Source organism: Microbacterium sp. MYb62 (assembly GCF_002979475.1).
Classification (GTDB): Bacteria; Actinomycetota; Actinomycetes; order Actinomycetales; family Microbacteriaceae; genus Microbacterium.
On record NZ_PCOY01000001.1, the window covers coordinates 53,008 to 68,095 of the forward strand.

Consider the following 15,088-nt stretch of genomic DNA (forward strand, 5'->3'; position numbering starts at 1 on the left):
CCCGTTGATTCAGGTTAGCGAGGATTAACTGAGATGACAAGCCCGGTCACCGCCCGAGACCGCGCGAAGGCCGAACGGTCGGATGCGATCCTGCACGCCGCCGCGCGCCTCTTCGCCGCGCGAGGCTACACCGGCGTGAGCCTCGAGGACATCGGCGCCGCCGTCGGGGTCTCCGGGCCGGCCGTCTATCGCCACTTCGCCGGTAAGCAGGCCCTGCTCGGGGCCGTCCTCGTGAAGGTGAGTCAGGACCTGATCCGCGGTGGTCGCCTGGTCGCGGAGGATGCGCCGACGCCGGAACAGCGCATGCGTGCCCTGATCGGCTTCCACGTCGACTTCGCCCTGGGAAACGCCGAGGTCATCCAGGTGCAGGATCGCGACGTCGCACACCTCTCCGAGGCGGACCGCGCCGAGGTCCGCCGGCTACAGCGCGCCTACATCGAACTGTGGATGGAAGCCCTCGCTCCGCTGCACGACGATTCCGGCCGCGATACGGATCAGGATCAGCTCCGCCTGCGCGTGCAGGCCTGCTTCGGTCTCATCAACTCCACCCCGCACAGCACGCGGGCCGCAGCCAGACGGCATGCCGCCACCGCGACCGTGCTGATCGCGATGGCGGATGCCGCGCTGCGCGCGACTATCTGAGAAGCATCGCCCGGCCCGGTTCCTGCAGGACGTCCGCGACGTCCTTGAGGAACCGTGCCCCCTCGGCCCCGTCGACCAACCGGTGATCGAAGGAGAGGCTGAGCGTCATCAGCTGCCGCAGAGCGATCTCTCCCTGGTGCTCCCAGGGCTGTCGACGCACCGCGCCGACCGCCAGTATCCCCGACTGCCCGGGCGGAAGGATGGGCGTGCCCGCGTCGACGCCGAACACCCCGATGTTGGAGATCGAGAACGTGCCACCGGCGAGTTCGGCCGGAGACGTCTTTCCCGATCGCGCGACCTCGGCCAGCGACCGCACGGCATCCGCGAGACCGACCAGGGTCAGCCGCTCGGCGTCTCGGACCATCGGGACGATGAGTCCGCGATCCGTCGCGGCCGCGATCCCGAGGTCCACGTAGTTGTGCTGGACGATCTCACCGGCCGCCTCGTCCCAGCGCGAGTTGAGTCCGGGGTTCCGCCCGAGGGCGAGACAGACGGCCTTCGCCACCACCGCGAGCGGGCCGATCCTGTGCGCGCTCAGCGACCGGTCGTCACGGAGACCGGCCAGCAGATCCATCGTCGCCGTCACGTCGACCGTGTGGAACACCGTGACGTGCGGCGCCGTGAAGGCACTCTGCACCATCGCTGCCGCCGTGTGCTTCCTCACACCGCGAATGGGGATCCGGGTCTCGCGCTCCTGCTCGCCCAGCGCTGCAGGGCTGGAGGGGACCGCGGGCGCGGAAGGCGCTTCGCCCGCCGTGACGCCGTGCGACCCGACCCGCTCCGCATACGCATCGACGTCGCTGCGGGTGATGACGCGATCGCCGACCTCTGCCGCGACGAGCACCAGATCGATGCCGAGGCGCTTGGCATGCGCCCGTACCGGCGGAGTGGAGCGCGGGCGTTCGATCACCGCGTCGACCGCGGCGGACGGAGTGGCGTCGTGCGGCGCGGCCTCGAGCACCGCGGTGTCGACGGCGACCGGGGTGCCGCCGATCCGACGTGCCCGACGAGCCGGCCGGCCGGCCGAGGAGGGGGCGGCTCCGTAGCCGACGAGGTTCGGCTGGGCCTTCTCCGCGGACTCCGACCCCGATACCGGCGCGTCATCCTCCTCGCCGACGACGTCGAAGGCGATCAGCGGAGCGCCGACGGCGATGGTCTGACCGGCCTCGGCGTGCAGCGTCGACACGGTCCCCTCATAGGGCGAGGGGAGCTCCACGACCGCTTTCGCCGTCTCGACCTCGGCGAGCGTCTGGTTGAGGGCGACCGTGTCACCGGGCGAGACCAGCCAGGTCACCACCTCGGCCTCGGTCAGCCCTTCCCCGAGATCCGGAAGACGGAACTCCGCGATCATGCTTCTGCTCCCGTCAGGCTGTTCGGTCGGTCCAGCACCCGATCGACCGCGTCGAGCAGTCGGTCGAGGTCGGGCAGGTGGTACTTCTCGAGCTTCGCGGGCGGGTACGGGATGTCATGGCCGGTGACGCGCAGCGGCGCCGACTCCAGGTACTCGAAGCAGCGCTCCGTGATGCTCGCGATCACCTCGGCGGCGACCCCGGCCTCCCGCGACGCCTCATGCGCGACGACCACGCGACCGGTCTTCCGCACCGATGCGGCGACGGAGTCGTAGTCGACGGGTGAAAGCGAACGCAGGTCGATGACCTCCAGGGATATCCCCTCGTCCTCTGCCGCGTCAGCGGCCTGCAGCGCGGTGGCCACCATCGCCCCGTACGCGATGAGCGTCGCATCCGTCCCCGTCCGCACGACGCGCGCGAGCCCCATGGGCGGGGCATCCGCGAGCGGCGCCTCGAGGTCGACGTCGCCCTTGTGGTGGTACAGACGCTTCGGCTCGAAGAAGATCACGGGGTCGTCGGAGGCGATCGCCTGTCGGAGACTGCGATACGCGTCCTCCGGGTTCGACACCGCGATGACGCGCAGCCCGGCGGTGTGCACGAAGTAGGCCTCCGGGGACTCCGAATGGTGCTCGGCGGCACCGATACCGCCCGCCCACGGGATCCGGATCGTGATGGGCATCTTGACGCGTCCCTGCGTGCGGTAGTGGAGCTTGGCCACCTGAGCGACGATCTGATCGAAGGCCGGGTACACAAACCCGTCGAACTGGATCTCCACGACGGGGCGATAGCCGCGGAACGCGAGGCCGACCGCCGTCCCGACGATGCCGGACTCCGCGAGAGGCGTGTCGATCACGCGCTTCGCACCGAACTCGTCGAGCAGCCCATCGGTGATCCGGAAGACACCGCCGAGTCTGCCGATGTCCTCGCCCAGCAGCACGACCTTGGCATCGTCGCTCATCGCCTGTCGGAGGCCGGCGCCGAGCGCCTTGCCGAGAGTCATCTCGGTCATGCTCACACCTCGCTCTCGAAGGACGCGAGGTATGCGGCGTACTCGCCGCGCTGACGCTCGAGTCCGGTGTGCGGCTCGGCGTAGACGCCGTCGAAGACGGCGACCGGCGGACGCGTCACCATGCCGAGGCAGGCGGCACGCATCTCCTTCGCCACGGCGTCTGCGGCGACCTGGGTCTCGGCCACGTACTCGTCGGACAGCTCGCCCGTGGCACGCAGGTGCGCCTCCAGCCGCGCGATCGGGTCGCGCCGACGCCACGACTCGAGTTCGGCCTCGTCGCGGTAACGCGTCGGGTCATCGGCCGTCGTGTGCGGTCCCATGCGGTACGTGACGGCCTCGATGTAGGCGGGGCCCTTCCCCGAGCGTGCGTGATCGAGGGCCCAGCGCATGGCCGCCATGCTGGCGAGGACGTCGTTGCCGTCGACACGGACGCTGGGGATGCCGAAACCCGGCGCCCGTCCGGCGATCGGGTACTGCGACTGCACGGCGACGGGTTCCGAGATCGCCCAGTGGTTGTTCTGGCAGACGAAGACGACCGGCGCCTGGTATGACGCGGCGAAGATCATGGCCTCGTTGACGTCGCCCTGACTGGTCGCACCGTCTCCGAAATACGTCACGGCCACCTCGTCGGCACCATCGTGCTGGATGCCGAGCGCGTATCCCACCGCATGCAGCGTCTGTGCGCCGATGATGATCTGCAGCGGGGCGACTCCGAGCGCTGCGGGGTCGTATGCGGCGCCCTCTTCTCCGCGCCACATGCGCACGTAGTCACCGGGCTGCGCGCCGCGCGCGTAGATGACTCCGGTCTCGCGGTAGCTGGGGAACACGTAGTCCTCGGGTGCGATCGCTCTGGCCGTGCCGATCTGCGTCGCCTCCTGGCCTTGGCAGGGCGCCCAGAGCCCGAGCTGGCCCTGACGCTGGAGTGCGACGCCCTCGGTGTCGATCCGGCGGAGGATGATCATGTCGCGAAGCAGGGCACGCAGCTGCGCGGCGTCGACGTCGGCGACGAACGGGTCCAGCCGAGGATTCGCGATGCGGCTTCCATCCGGAGCCAGGATGCGCTCCGAGAGCTCCAGATCCTGGGCGGTGTCTGCGATGGGGGTGATCTGCGGTGACATCGTCGTCCTCCTCGTCGTCGGCGGCCCTCGTGAGGCTCCGCGCGCTGATGCCGGCGTCATCACCGGCATGGTCTGAGAGTACGTCCGGTCAACACCTCGCTCAAGCATTCTCAGACGCCTTGAGCATGTTGCTCAATTTCGGTCGAAGTGGGACTGCTAGGGTTTGGCACTATGCCAGGACTGGACCGTATCGATCTCGAGCTTCTCGCCGCCCTCGCCGACGACCCGAGGACCACCATCGTCGCCCTGGCGGAGAACCTGGGACTCTCGCGCAACACGATCCAGGCACGGATGTCACGCCTGGAGCAGAGCGGGATCTTCCTCTCCTACGAGCGATCCTTCTCCCCCGACGTCCTCGGCTTCCCTCTGCAGGCATTCGTCAGCATCGGCGTGCGGCAGACGGAACTCCCCCGCATCATCAACGAGCTCGCCCGGATCCCCGAGGTCGTGCAGGCGCACGGCCTGAGCGGCTCGATCGATCTCCTCGCGAGAGTCGCCTGCCGCGACGCGCGTCACCTCTTCGACACCGATGCACGCATCCTCTCGATCGAGGGCGTCGAACGCACCGAGACCTCACTCGCGATGGGCGAGGTGATCCCGTTCCGCGTTGCCGGTCTCATCGGCCTCGCGCGACGGGAATCCTGAGGAAGCGGCGGACAGCACCGGCGGCTTCGGCCGGGGTCTCGTAGTGGATCAGGTGCCCGACATGGGCGATCTCGACCAACCGGGCGTCGGGGAAGAGTGTGACCAGCTTCCGTTCCGCCTCGATGGGCGTGATGTCATCATTTTCTGCCGCGACCAGCAATGTCGGGACGTCGATCTTCGGCGCGTACTCGCGGACGTCGTGGGAGACACTCGCGACGAAGGCATCACGGAGCACGTCACGGTCGGAGAAGCGCGAGAAGTAGGTGTCGTGCTGGTCGTGTATGAACCGGCGGAGTTCGGGATCCTTCGTCTTGGCCATCGTGATGCTCATGACGCGTACGATGACCCGATTGCGCAGCAGTGCGGTACCGAGCTTCTCCGGGAGTCGGGCGCCGAGTGCGTAGTAGAGCACCGCCAGACGCGTCATCAGACCCTTGGGGCCTTCCAGGGCCGGAGCCCCGATCGGGTTCAGCAGGATCAGGCGCGGAGTCCGCAGCCCCTGGGCGACGGCGGCCGCGGTCACGATGGACCCGAAAGAGTGTCCGAGGATCACGGCTCCGGGTGCGACCGCGGATGCGAAGTCTCCGAGCCATCCGGCGTACTCGTCGAGGTCGTGGGTGCGTCCGGGCAGCGGGGCGGATTCTCCGAATCCGGGAAGGTCGGGGGCGATCACCCGCACCTCGGGGAGGTAGGCGAGCACCGGTTCGAGACCGTGGTGCTCACCGCGGAACCCGTGCACCGCGATCACGGTGGTCTCGGCATCCTCGGGGCCGTACACCCAGTAAGCGGTGCTCGCGCCGCCCACCTCGACCTCGTGACGCTGCACGGGGAGGCGACGAAGACGGTCCGCATACGGGGAAGGCACGGTCATCCCCCGAGTCTACGAGTCGCCGTGTGCCTTCCCCTGAATGTCCGCGGCCGAACGTAGCGTGAGGTCATGCCATCCGGTCCTCCCCTTCCCGCCTGGCTCACCCGTGTCGGAGTGTTCGACCTGGAGACCACGGGCGTCGATGTGTCATCCGATCGGGTCGTCACCGCGTACGTCGGCGTTCTCGATGCCGAGGGCAGACAGGTCGCCGCCCGTTCCTGGCTGGCCGACCCGGGGATCCCGATCCCCGAAGGGGCGACCGCCGTGCACGGCATCACCACCGGACACGCGCGATCGGAAGGACGACCGGCCCCCGAGGTCGTCGCCGAGATCACTGCGGCGCTGCGATCGCTGTTCGCGCAGGGAGTGCCGGTCGTCGCATACAACGCCTCCTATGATTTCTCCCTGCTCGCGTGCGAAGCAGTGAGACACGGCATCGAGCCGCTCGTCACCCCCTCGCCCGTCATCGACCCGCTCGTGATCGACAAGGCCTACGATCGCTACCGTCGAGGACGGCGCACGCTCGAAGTCGTCGCTCAGCACTACGCCGTCCCCCTCGAGGGCGCGCATGAGGCGTCCGCCGACGCGATCGCGGCGGGGCGTGTCGCCCAGGCGCTCGCGCGCCAGTTCCGCCTTCCCGCGAGTCCGGCGGAGCTGCACACGCATCAGATCGGATGGGCGCGCTCGCAGGCCGCCAGTCTCACCGAGTACTTCGTGAGCATCGGCCGCCTCGACCCCGACGACGCGCTCGACGGCAGCTGGCCCGTGCGATCGACGGATTCCCTCGCAGACTGACCTCGCCGCCCGGTCGTCTCCGTGAGGCACGGTGGGATACGCTCCAGATGACGTGCCGACGAGTGGGATCGCGGCACGAAGAACAAGGAGCGGCCCATGCAGTTCACGTCCACCGATGTCGAGCAGGTGGAGACCACGTGGCAGCAGTTCGTCCCTTCGTCCTCGCTGCAGAACGCGGATCGTCAGCGCTTCCGATTCGACTGGCGTTCCGAAGACCTCCGCAGTGTGACACTGGTGAACTATCGCCTCGCCGCGCAGATCCATTCGAGGGCGGAGCCCCAGGACCAGCTTCTGGTCTGCCGCGTCGACGCGTCCGACGCCCGGGTATGGTCCTCGCGTCAGCCGCTGGATCCTCGTTCGCCCTGGATCTCCGACGGCACGCGGGTGGAGGCGAAGTGGGATCGTTCTGCCCGGGTCCGCGCCTTCGTGATCGACCGCGCGTCGGCCGAGAAGAGGGCCAGACAGATGACGGGCGACGACCGGCTGGACCTGCGGGCGACCGGACTCGCGCCGCACTCGATCGTCGACGCGAGACGTTGGGAGAAGACCTTCGCCTACGTCGACGACGTCCTCGGCACGGCCGTCGCCGAGCCCCTGCTGATCGCCGAACTCGAGCGGCATGTCCTGACGATGACGCTCTCGACCTTCCCGACGACGTTCACGGAGCCGCTCCGACGCCCGACGCAACGCGCCGCCGCTCCGGCTTCAGTCCGCCGGGCGCTCGCCTACATCGACGAGAACGCGCACCGCGCCATCACGATCGACGAAGTCGCGGCTGCGTCGTTCATCTCGACGAGAGGCCTGCAGTACGCGTTCCGACGGGCGCTCGACATCACGCCTGCCGACGCCCTTCGTCGCGCGCGCCTCGACGGGGCGCATCGTGACCTCCGGAACGGCGGCGGCCACTCCGTCGGCGAGATCGCCCGGCGATGGGGGTTCAGCAACTCTTCCCGCTTCGCCGCCGCCTACCAGGCGGCATACGGCACGGCACCATCACTCCCCTCGCCGTGACAGCGAACGAACAAGCTGTTCGCCTCCGACGGCGGGTCGAAGCGCTCCCGCGGGGTGACGACGAGTCGATTGGCTAGAGTTCGAGTACCCGGACCGCCTTCTCGGTCCTCCGCGCACGCCATCGAGGAGTCCCATGGTCCATTCCCTGCACGCCGCCCGCAAGACCGATCACTGATGGGCAGTCTCTACTACGGCGATGCGAGAACCCCGATCCACATCGACGACCGCGCTCTCGCGCACCTGAAGGTCGTCATCGCCACCAAGCTCCGTCGTAACGAGAGCTTCACACTCTCGTGGCGTCACCCCGAGGGCGATGCTCCCGGCCGCTCGACGTTGTGGCTGCACCCCTCGATTCCGCTGCGGTTCGTGTTCCAGGACGCGGAGACACCCGACCTGAGCCGCAAGTGGATCGAGGAACTCGCCCACTCCGCGAGTTCCAGTGGGGGGATCACCCTCGTCGAGGAGCATCTCGAGAGCGTGACGCCCGACTGACGGCATCCGCGACCCTCCGCCGGCGGATGCCGTCAGGGCCTGTGCTCACACCGCTTCGTCGCCGCTGGAGCTGACGGATCGACGGGTGGTCGGCTCCCCGGTCGCGGGATCGACGAAAGTCCGCGACACGGTCTCGGTGCGCCGCCGACGCGCGAGCAGCACGATCCCGATGAGGAACACGACGACTCCTGCGCCCATCAGGATGTACCCGACCATGTCGAGGTCGACCCAGGAGATGTCGACGTTCACTGCGAAGACGAGGATCGCTCCGATCACGAAGAGCGCGATTCCGCTGCCGATGCTCATGGTGCCTCCGTTCTGCGGCGCGGTGCCGCACCTACGAAGAATGGCGCGCCACCGCAGTACCGGGGAGGGGCTTGACAGCCGCGCGGGCTTTCCCCCTCCCCGGACTCGACGACCTCAGGCGGCATCGACCGCCGGCTGCTGCGCCCACAGATCAGGGCCGAAGACCTCGTAGGAGATCCGTTCGGCCGGCACTCCACGAGCGATGAGAGTCGTTCTGGCTGCCCGCATGAATGCGAGCGGACCGCACATGAACACCACGGCGTCGTCGGGGAGCTCGACCGCCGACAGGTCCATCCTCCCCGGGAGCGCCGGGTGGAGTGTCGGTGCGAGCTCGGCGCCGGTCTCGTACCAGTTCTGCGCCTTGGCATCGTCCATCGCGAGCACCTGACGCCGCAACGACGGATAGAGCGCGTGGCTGTCGTGGGCACGGTCCGCGTGGAACAGACGGACCGTACGCCCCGGCGACCGACGCGAGAGGTCCTCGAGGATCGCGGCGATCGGCGTGATGCCGATGCCGGCCGACACCAGGACGAGGGGGTGCTCTGCCTCATCGAGGACGACGTCGCCAGCGGGCTGGGAGACATCGAGCACGGTGCCGGGGTGGGCATGCTCGTGCAGCCAGGTCGATACCTGACCATCGGGCGTCCCGCCGATGCCCCGCACGCGTTTCACGGTCACACGCAGGGAGTCCCCGCGCGGCCCGGACGAGATCGTGTACTGACGCGGCTGTCGAGAGCCGTCAGCCAGGTCGACGGCGATCGCGACGTACTGACCCGTCCGGTGCGGGGCCGCTTCGCCCTCCAACGGTGCGAGGAGGAGGGAGATCACGTCGTCCGATTCCTCGATCCTCTCCACGACGCGGTGCCTGCGCCATGGTTGGTCGGGGTCTGTGCCTCCCCGCGCGTACAGCTTCGCCTCCTCCGCGATGAGAGAACACCCGAAGAGCCAATAGACCTCGTCCCATGCGGCCCTCACCTCCGCGGTGACGGCGTCGCCCAGCACCGTTCCGACGGCATCGAGGAGGTGATGTCCCACGATCGTGTACTGACGTGCCTGGATTCCGAGCGAGACGTGCTTGTGAGCGATCCGCCGCATGACCGGTGTGAAATCCGGTGCGGCGGGATCGATGAGCTGCACCGCGAAGGCGACGACCGATGCCGCCAGAGCCTTCGGCTGCTCGCCGATCGCCTGGTTCGCCCGGTTGAACACGCGGAGCAACTCCGGATGGGCCGCGAACATCTCACGGTAGAACAGCGTCGTGATCTCGTCCGCATGCTGCGCGACGACGCCCGCGGTCGCACGGACGACCGCCTCGGACTCCGGTGAGAGTTTCATGACTTCCCTTCCCTTCAACGGCGTGGTGCTTCCACCCTCACGCGTGCCGTCCGACGGTGCCGTCCGTTCCACCGGGTTATTTCCGGCCGAAAGCGGTCTGAACTCCTCCTCGCGCGTCTACTCTCGCCCCATGCCCCGTCGCGCCCACGACTTCCGCGGTCTGACGCAACCGCGTCGACTCCGCCTGCTCCACGCCATCCAGCAAGCCCCGGGTCGCCGTGCCGGCGCGCTGGCCGAGGAGTGCGCGATTCCGCTCAACACGGTTCGTGATCACCTCCGTGTGCTCGAAGACGAGGGCCTGATCCGCAGCGAGACCGTGCACCCCGGGGGCCGCGGCCGCCCGCCGGTGGTGTTCCATCCCGTCCGCGACGCCTCATCGAGCACCGTCGCACGAACGCGGGTCGAGGGAGCGAGCGCGAGAGGGCGGATGCTCCGGGCCGTGACGGCCGGAGCATCACCCACGCTCGGAACTGAGGCGCTGCGCCAGGTCGATGCGCTCTACGAGCACCTCGAAGACGCTGGACTGAGGCCGGTCGTCGACGAGGACGAACTGAGGTTCGATCTCGCCCCGTGCCGCTATCACGGCGTGCTCGAGAAGGATCAAGCGCTCGTCTGCGGCGTTCATGCCCAGCTCGTGCGCGACGTGCTCAGGCACAGCGACGGACCTCTCGAGATGCAGCGCCTCGACCCGTTCGTCACGTCACACTCCTGTCGATTGCTGCTCTCGATGACCAGGATGGCCTCGTCACACCGGCTTTCGGGATCCGACGAGGTCGACGATGCCGATCACCGCGACGAGGACGGCGACCACGGCGGTGAAGACGAGGCCCGCAGGGCGCAGGCCGACGACCTGGGCAACCCTGTCGACGGCATCATCTGACTGTCGGGGAAGAGGAGGCGACGCCTTCGGATCGATCGGTAGGGCGGGCGGGACTTGAACCCGCGATCGTTGGGTGGCACAACAACTTCAATCGATCCCCTGGATGCCATGAATCTACATGGTTGTCCGACGGTTGGCACGGGTCTCTACGGACACTGAACAGGACAGTCCGCGCCAGTATCGGCCAGAATTGGGACAGCAACAACGGCGCACCAGACGGCCCCTGTGGTGTGATCAGAACATGACCTTCCTCGAAGCTCGATCACTGGACGAACCGGAGCGCCCGGCGCTCGTCGCGATGCTCGCCCAAGAGCACGCCGCTGGATGGCTCGTCGATCAGCTTCGACGTCGCTCACCGTCCTTCGATGACTTTGCGGTGTGGAGTGACGGTGCCCCTGTTGGAGCTCTACGCGGAAACACCCGCACATCGTTCGCAGGGAACAACGCGTTCGATGAGTTCGAGCTTCCTCGCGGGCCTCACGCGTTCCTGTCCGGCATTTTCATCGCCACGCAGGCACGAGGAACCGATGCCGCCGCGCTGCTTGTCCGGTCCTTCGTCCTCGCCGCGGAAGAACGCGGAGCCACATTCATCGCCGGCACTATGGACCGGAGCTTCGATGGCGGTGTGCGAAGGGGGTTCTTCGAGAAGTGCGGATTCGTCATCACGCTTTCCCAGCAGTTCGGAGCGCCAACAGACGATCTGCTCGGCACTCTGAGCTCACTCTGACGGAGGCGCCCATCGGTGCGGTCTCCGCGCATTCGACAGGCGTGGCTACCGGGTCCGCGCGCTGCGGCCGCGTTCGATCTGGTCGACCGAGCTCTACTCGAGGTCTTCGCGAGCAGCGTCCTCGTTGCGCGCGGCCGTGCCGGTCTTCCGACGCAGGTCCTTCACACCGCTGACGACCAGCACGACGGCGAGCAGCAACATGGGAGTCGGTCGCCGCTGCGGCTGCTCGCATGCCCTCGTCCGAATGGCGAGCGAAGGTGAGGGTCATGAGCCCGACCTTATCGGCCCCCGTCGTCGAGGAGTCCGCGTGTGGTGGTAGGCGCAGGATCAGTGTCCGAACGGCCAAGCACGCCTCGGCGTCGGCTGTTCAAGAGCAGTGTCAGTCCGGCGGCGAGGAGCGTCCCGATTCCGGCGACGGCCAGGGCGCCGGCAGGTCCGGTGGCGACGAGGAGGGGTGCGGCGAGGGCCGTCCCTGCGACGCCGGCGGTCTGGTTGACGCTGCCCATCGCTGCCAAGGCGCGACCGCGGGTGCTGTCGGGAACCGCCGATACGACGATGAGGCGGATCGCTGCGACTTGGATCGCGTTCGCGAGACCGGCGATCGCGAAACCCACGCCGGCGACGATGCTGTTGTGGATCACGCCGGGCAGGAGAAGGCCGATGCCCATCGCTGCCGTTGCGCCGAGCAGCCATGTCGAGGCGCGGCTCTCCGTGACTCGCGCGCCGAGGCGTGATCCGATCAGCCGTCCGACGACGAAGCACTGGGTGAGGATCGCGACGCCGATGGGGTCGAGGGCGAGGACGTCGAGGGAGTACAGGGTCTGCGCGGTCGAGAAGATCGAGGTGAACACGATCGCCAGGACGAGTCCGCTGAGCGCGGCGCGCGCAGCCTGGTGCCGGAACAGCAGGGCGGGAGCTTCGGTGACGCGTTGCCACCAGGACGACGGTGCCGCCACCGGCTCCCAAGCCTGCTGGGGATACCACCGGGCGACGACTCCGAGCACGGCGACCGTTGCGGCCTGAGCGAGGAACAGCCAGGACAGGTCGAGGAACTGCACCGCGATCCCCCCGAGCAGCGGACCGATGAGCCCGCCGATGAGCCGGGCGGTGTCCAGGCGAGCGAAAGCTCGCGCGGTGGAGTCGGGAGCCTGCGAACGCGGGGCACGGTCGGCGAGCAGCAGGAGCGCAGCTGAGTCCAACGCGGACACGCACGCACGAGTAGCGACCATGGCGATGAGCACTGCCGTGGTCGGTGCGGCCGCGGTGAGCAGGAGGATGACGACCTGCACGGCCGCGGACACGACGACGACCGTGCGAGGTCCGAACCTGTCCAGTAGCGGGGCCGCGAGTGGGGCGAGGACGATGGCGGGGATCGCAGCCGAAAGGAGCACGGCAGCGACCGCCCAGCTCGCCGCTTCGCCCTGCGCGACGGTCACCATGACAGCCAGCATCGTCGCCGATGAGCTGACCGTGGCGATCAGGTGCGCGAGAGGAAGGGAGAGCCGGACGGCCGCTTTCATATGGTCGGGAGCCGACATACGGGGAAGCTTATGCCCCCACGAGGTCCTGTTCCCGCTTGTAGTGCGTCACGGTGAAGTCGTCGACCTCGACGCCGAGGCGGTCGAAGAGACGCTCGTGGAAGTGGCCACGGAGTGTCTCACGGTGCTCCAGGTAGTAGTCGTCGTCGTACCACACCACACCGAAGTGGACCTTCGCGGAGCCGTCCTCAGCCGAGTCCTTCCAGACGATCGTCCAGTCGTACGGGTCGATGTCGCCGACAGCCTTCGGGGCTGCCAAGCGTCGGTCCGAGACTTCGATCGCGTGAAGGACCTTCTGCAGGGTTGCGTCGTCCTTCACCTTGATGGTGGCCTGGGTCTCCGCAACGGGAGTGCGCCCACGTCGACGCTCCTCCGTCGACCCGCCCCATGCAACGAACTCAATAACTGCGCGAAGAGGTGGGGCCGTGCCAGCGTTCCGATCTGTGACCGGGTGCTGGGAGCAGCTTAACCTCTCTGTCGATCCCGAAGTTAGCAGCGAAGGGTGTGCCGGTCACGGAGCCGAAGACCTATCGCTGAGGAGTCTGGCCCTTGGTCGAATCGGGCGTGGACTTTCCGGTCGAACTATGCGCGGACCGTGCTCGGTCGTCAGTTGCGCGACTTCACCTCGGCCGATATTGACCTCTGGCCAACAACCTTTGGGTTCATGCCGCTGGGCCGTCGCCGAGGATCTCATCGAGGATCTCGGCGGAGCCGACGTTCCTGAACGCGAGCCCTGCGTACCAGTCGCGAGTGGTGGCGATGTCGGCGTGGCCGAGGAGCTCCTGCGCGGAACGAAGGTCCCCTGTGGCTACCGCCACGAGTGTCGCAGCAGTCCTACGGAGGAGGTGCGGCGTGAAGTCCTTCGGCACCAACCCCGTTTCCGCGAGAGCGGCTGCCATTTCCGGGTGCTCCCTGAGAACCCGGAGAGCCCGGTTGACGGAGCGCGCGGGTATCGCGTTCCCACGTCGCCCTGGAAGCGCTGGAGCAAGCGGAAGTCTCGCGCTGAGCTCCGTCTGAGTGCTGCGCGCTTCGAGGAACACCTCGCGCGCGTAGCGAGGAAGCGCGATGTACCGTGCCTGCTCTCGAGACTTGAGCTCGTCTTGGCGGACTGCCTTACCCGTCTCAGGTTCGGCCATCGTCCCAGTGACCGACACTCTTCCAGAGGGCACTTTCACCTCGACATCCATGTTCCGCAGGGCGAGCACCTCACTGATCCGCAGCCCGGATCCAAGCATCACTTCCGTTACCCACCGAAGGATGTTGACGCCTCCGTCACCGGCGTGCTTCCCGACGCCCTCCTCACGTTCCAGCACGAGCTTGCGGAACACCGCAACTTGATGCGGGTTCAGAGCTTTGGGGATCCGGCGTTGCGGCTTCTTTCGGCGAAGACTGCGGATGGGGTTGTGCTGCAGCGCGTCCAGCTCGACCGCGATCCCGAAAGCTCCGCTGAGTGCGATGCGGGCACTGCGGGCCGCTGATGCGGACCGTTCCTGCTCGATGTTCTGGAGAACCTTCTTCACTCTCGCTGGTGTCATCTCCCCGATGGTGATCCCGCCGATGAGCGGTGTGAGCCAGCTCACTGTGTGCTTGTAGAGGCGCAACGACTGCGGCCTGACTTGACCGTCGCGGTCCTCGATCCGCAGATCGAGCATTGTGCTCATCTTCGTGATCGGGCTGACGGCCTCCACTTCGAAGGAGAGCCGAGCTGCCGCGTTCGCCAGAAGCTCGGCCACCTCCTCCTGGCTGGTACCGGTCGCGTAGAGACGACGGACCGTTCCGCCGGCGTCCCTGGTTCGCGCCCTGCCAGCGACCTTGCCGTTGACGACGCCGAACTTGATCAATCCGAGTTCCCCAACGTTCAGGGGGCGACGACCAGCCATCACGCAGCTCCCTGGGCAGTGTCGAAGCTCTCTGCTTCGAGCGACTCCAGCCAGGCGTCGACCGTAGCGAGCCGGTAGCGGACACGCTTGCCGAGATGGATCGGACGCGGCCCGCGCTGAACCCGGCTGGTGCGCCAGTCCTCGAGAGTCCGTTCCGGGATCTGGAGGTAGGCGGCCAGCTCCTTGGTCGGCATCAGCCGGGAGACAGTGATCTCATCCATGCCAACCATATGCGCGGCCACACCCGTTAGCTGTGCGCTGATACTCCGTCGCCTGCCGTACAGGGGCCTCAGAATCCCGCCTGTGGGCTTGCATCTAGGACTAAACCGTGACAGTTGAACGGTTTGATGGCCTATGTCGAACAAGGGTGAACCTCCTAGATCCGCGGAATTACGCTGATCCAGAGGGTGTCGTGTTGGTAGGGCGGGTCGGACTTGAACCGACGATCGTTGGGTTATGAGCCCACTGCCTTAACCAGCTTGGCCACCGCCCC

At 67.6% G+C, this 15,088-nt stretch carries 17 protein-coding genes and 1 tRNA gene; 7 read left to right on the top strand and 11 right to left on the bottom strand.

Going from position 1 to position 15,088, the window contains the following annotated elements; translation table 11 throughout:
• Nucleotides 1-33: 33 nt before the first annotated feature.
• Nucleotides 34-642, top strand: coding sequence for a TetR/AcrR family transcriptional regulator (locus CQ042_RS00250; protein WP_105668244.1), 609 nt, complete (start codon nt 34-36; stop codon nt 640-642).
• On the opposite strand, the gene CQ042_RS00255 is transcribed toward CQ042_RS00250, so the two are convergent.
• The 3 genes from CQ042_RS00255 to pdhA are packed head-to-tail and all read right to left on the bottom strand — an operon-like array spanning nt 635 to nt 4,118.
• On the bottom strand, nt 635-1,993 hold the full coding sequence (locus CQ042_RS00255) for a dihydrolipoamide acetyltransferase family protein (protein ID WP_105668245.1): 1,359 nt from the start codon (nt 1,991-1,993) through the stop codon (nt 635-637). The genes CQ042_RS00250 and CQ042_RS00255 overlap by 8 nt on opposite strands.
• Nucleotides 1,990-3,000, bottom strand: coding sequence for an alpha-ketoacid dehydrogenase subunit beta (locus tag CQ042_RS00260; protein ID WP_105668246.1), 1,011 nt, complete (start codon nt 2,998-3,000; stop codon nt 1,990-1,992). Before CQ042_RS00260 ends, CQ042_RS00255 begins: the two co-directional genes overlap by 4 nt.
• Nucleotides 3,001-3,002: 2 nt before the next feature.
• Nucleotides 3,003-4,118: a pyruvate dehydrogenase (acetyl-transferring) E1 component subunit alpha gene (pdhA, locus tag CQ042_RS00265; RefSeq protein WP_105668247.1), complete on the bottom strand. Its 1,116-nt coding sequence runs from the start codon at nt 4,116-4,118 to the stop codon at nt 3,003-3,005.
• 171 nt (nt 4,119-4,289) lie between these two features.
• Between pdhA and CQ042_RS00270 the strand changes: the two genes are divergently transcribed.
• Nucleotides 4,290-4,763, top strand: coding sequence for an Lrp/AsnC family transcriptional regulator (locus tag CQ042_RS00270; RefSeq protein WP_105668248.1), 474 nt, complete (start codon nt 4,290-4,292; stop codon nt 4,761-4,763).
• Here CQ042_RS00270 and CQ042_RS00275 read toward each other — a convergent pair.
• Nucleotides 4,735-5,634, bottom strand: coding sequence for an alpha/beta fold hydrolase (locus CQ042_RS00275; RefSeq protein ID WP_105668249.1), 900 nt, complete (start codon nt 5,632-5,634; stop codon nt 4,735-4,737). The genes CQ042_RS00270 and CQ042_RS00275 overlap by 29 nt on opposite strands.
• A gap of 66 nt (nt 5,635-5,700) precedes the next feature.
• Here CQ042_RS00275 and CQ042_RS00280 point away from each other — a divergent pair, with 66 nt between their 5' ends.
• The 3 genes from CQ042_RS00280 to CQ042_RS00290 all read left to right on the top strand — a co-directional run bounded on the left by CQ042_RS00280 (nt 5,701) and on the right by CQ042_RS00290 (nt 7,929).
• On the top strand, nt 5,701-6,426 hold the full coding sequence (locus tag CQ042_RS00280) for a 3'-5' exonuclease (RefSeq protein ID WP_105668250.1): 726 nt from the start codon (nt 5,701-5,703) through the stop codon (nt 6,424-6,426).
• A gap of 96 nt (nt 6,427-6,522) precedes the next feature.
• Nucleotides 6,523-7,437, top strand: a complete 915-nt coding sequence (locus CQ042_RS00285) for a helix-turn-helix transcriptional regulator (protein ID WP_105668251.1) — start codon at nt 6,523-6,525, stop codon at nt 7,435-7,437.
• Nucleotides 7,438-7,611: 174 nt separating this feature from the next.
• On the top strand, nt 7,612-7,929 hold the full coding sequence (locus tag CQ042_RS00290) for a hypothetical protein (protein WP_105668252.1): 318 nt from the start codon (nt 7,612-7,614) through the stop codon (nt 7,927-7,929).
• A gap of 45 nt (nt 7,930-7,974) precedes the next feature.
• On the opposite strand, the gene CQ042_RS00295 is transcribed toward CQ042_RS00290, so the two are convergent.
• Together CQ042_RS00295 and CQ042_RS00300 are read right to left on the bottom strand one after the other, a co-directional pair.
• Complete coding sequence (locus tag CQ042_RS00295) at nt 7,975-8,235, bottom strand: DUF6458 family protein (RefSeq protein ID WP_105668253.1); 261 nt, start codon at nt 8,233-8,235, stop codon at nt 7,975-7,977.
• A 114-nt stretch (nt 8,236-8,349) separates the two neighbouring features.
• Nucleotides 8,350-9,570 (bottom strand): globin domain-containing protein, encoded by a 1,221-nt coding sequence (locus CQ042_RS00300; protein WP_105668254.1) that lies wholly within the window; start codon nt 9,568-9,570, stop codon nt 8,350-8,352.
• A 130-nt stretch (nt 9,571-9,700) separates the two neighbouring features.
• Here CQ042_RS00300 and CQ042_RS00305 point away from each other — a divergent pair, with 130 nt between their 5' ends.
• Nucleotides 9,701-10,450, top strand: a complete 750-nt coding sequence (locus tag CQ042_RS00305; RefSeq protein WP_181157382.1) for a helix-turn-helix domain-containing protein — start codon at nt 9,701-9,703, stop codon at nt 10,448-10,450.
• Nucleotides 10,451-10,691: 241 nt separating this feature from the next.
• Nucleotides 10,692-11,177 (top strand): GNAT family N-acetyltransferase, encoded by a 486-nt coding sequence (locus CQ042_RS00310; RefSeq protein WP_181157383.1) that lies wholly within the window; start codon nt 10,692-10,694, stop codon nt 11,175-11,177.
• A gap of 278 nt (nt 11,178-11,455) precedes the next feature.
• On the opposite strand, the gene CQ042_RS00315 is transcribed toward CQ042_RS00310, so the two are convergent.
• The 5 genes from CQ042_RS00315 to CQ042_RS00335 all read right to left on the bottom strand — a co-directional run bounded on the left by CQ042_RS00315 (nt 11,456) and on the right by CQ042_RS00335 (nt 15,088).
• Nucleotides 11,456-12,715, bottom strand: a complete 1,260-nt coding sequence (locus CQ042_RS00315; RefSeq protein WP_105668257.1) for an MFS transporter — start codon at nt 12,713-12,715, stop codon at nt 11,456-11,458.
• Nucleotides 12,716-12,725: 10 nt separating this feature from the next.
• Nucleotides 12,726-12,974: a hypothetical protein gene (locus CQ042_RS00320; protein WP_146115322.1), complete on the bottom strand. Its 249-nt coding sequence runs from the start codon at nt 12,972-12,974 to the stop codon at nt 12,726-12,728.
• 403 nt (nt 12,975-13,377) lie between these two features.
• Nucleotides 13,378-14,595 carry a tyrosine recombinase XerC gene (gene xerC, locus CQ042_RS00325; RefSeq protein ID WP_105668259.1) on the bottom strand — a complete coding sequence of 406 codons (1,218 nt, stop codon included), beginning with the start codon at nt 14,593-14,595 and terminating at the stop codon, nt 13,378-13,380.
• Nucleotides 14,595-14,816 (bottom strand): AlpA family transcriptional regulator, encoded by a 222-nt coding sequence (locus CQ042_RS00330; protein ID WP_146115323.1) that lies wholly within the window; start codon nt 14,814-14,816, stop codon nt 14,595-14,597. Before CQ042_RS00330 ends, xerC begins: the two co-directional genes overlap by 1 nt.
• A 195-nt stretch (nt 14,817-15,011) precedes the next feature.
• A tRNA-Ile gene (locus CQ042_RS00335) sits at nt 15,012-15,088 on the bottom strand.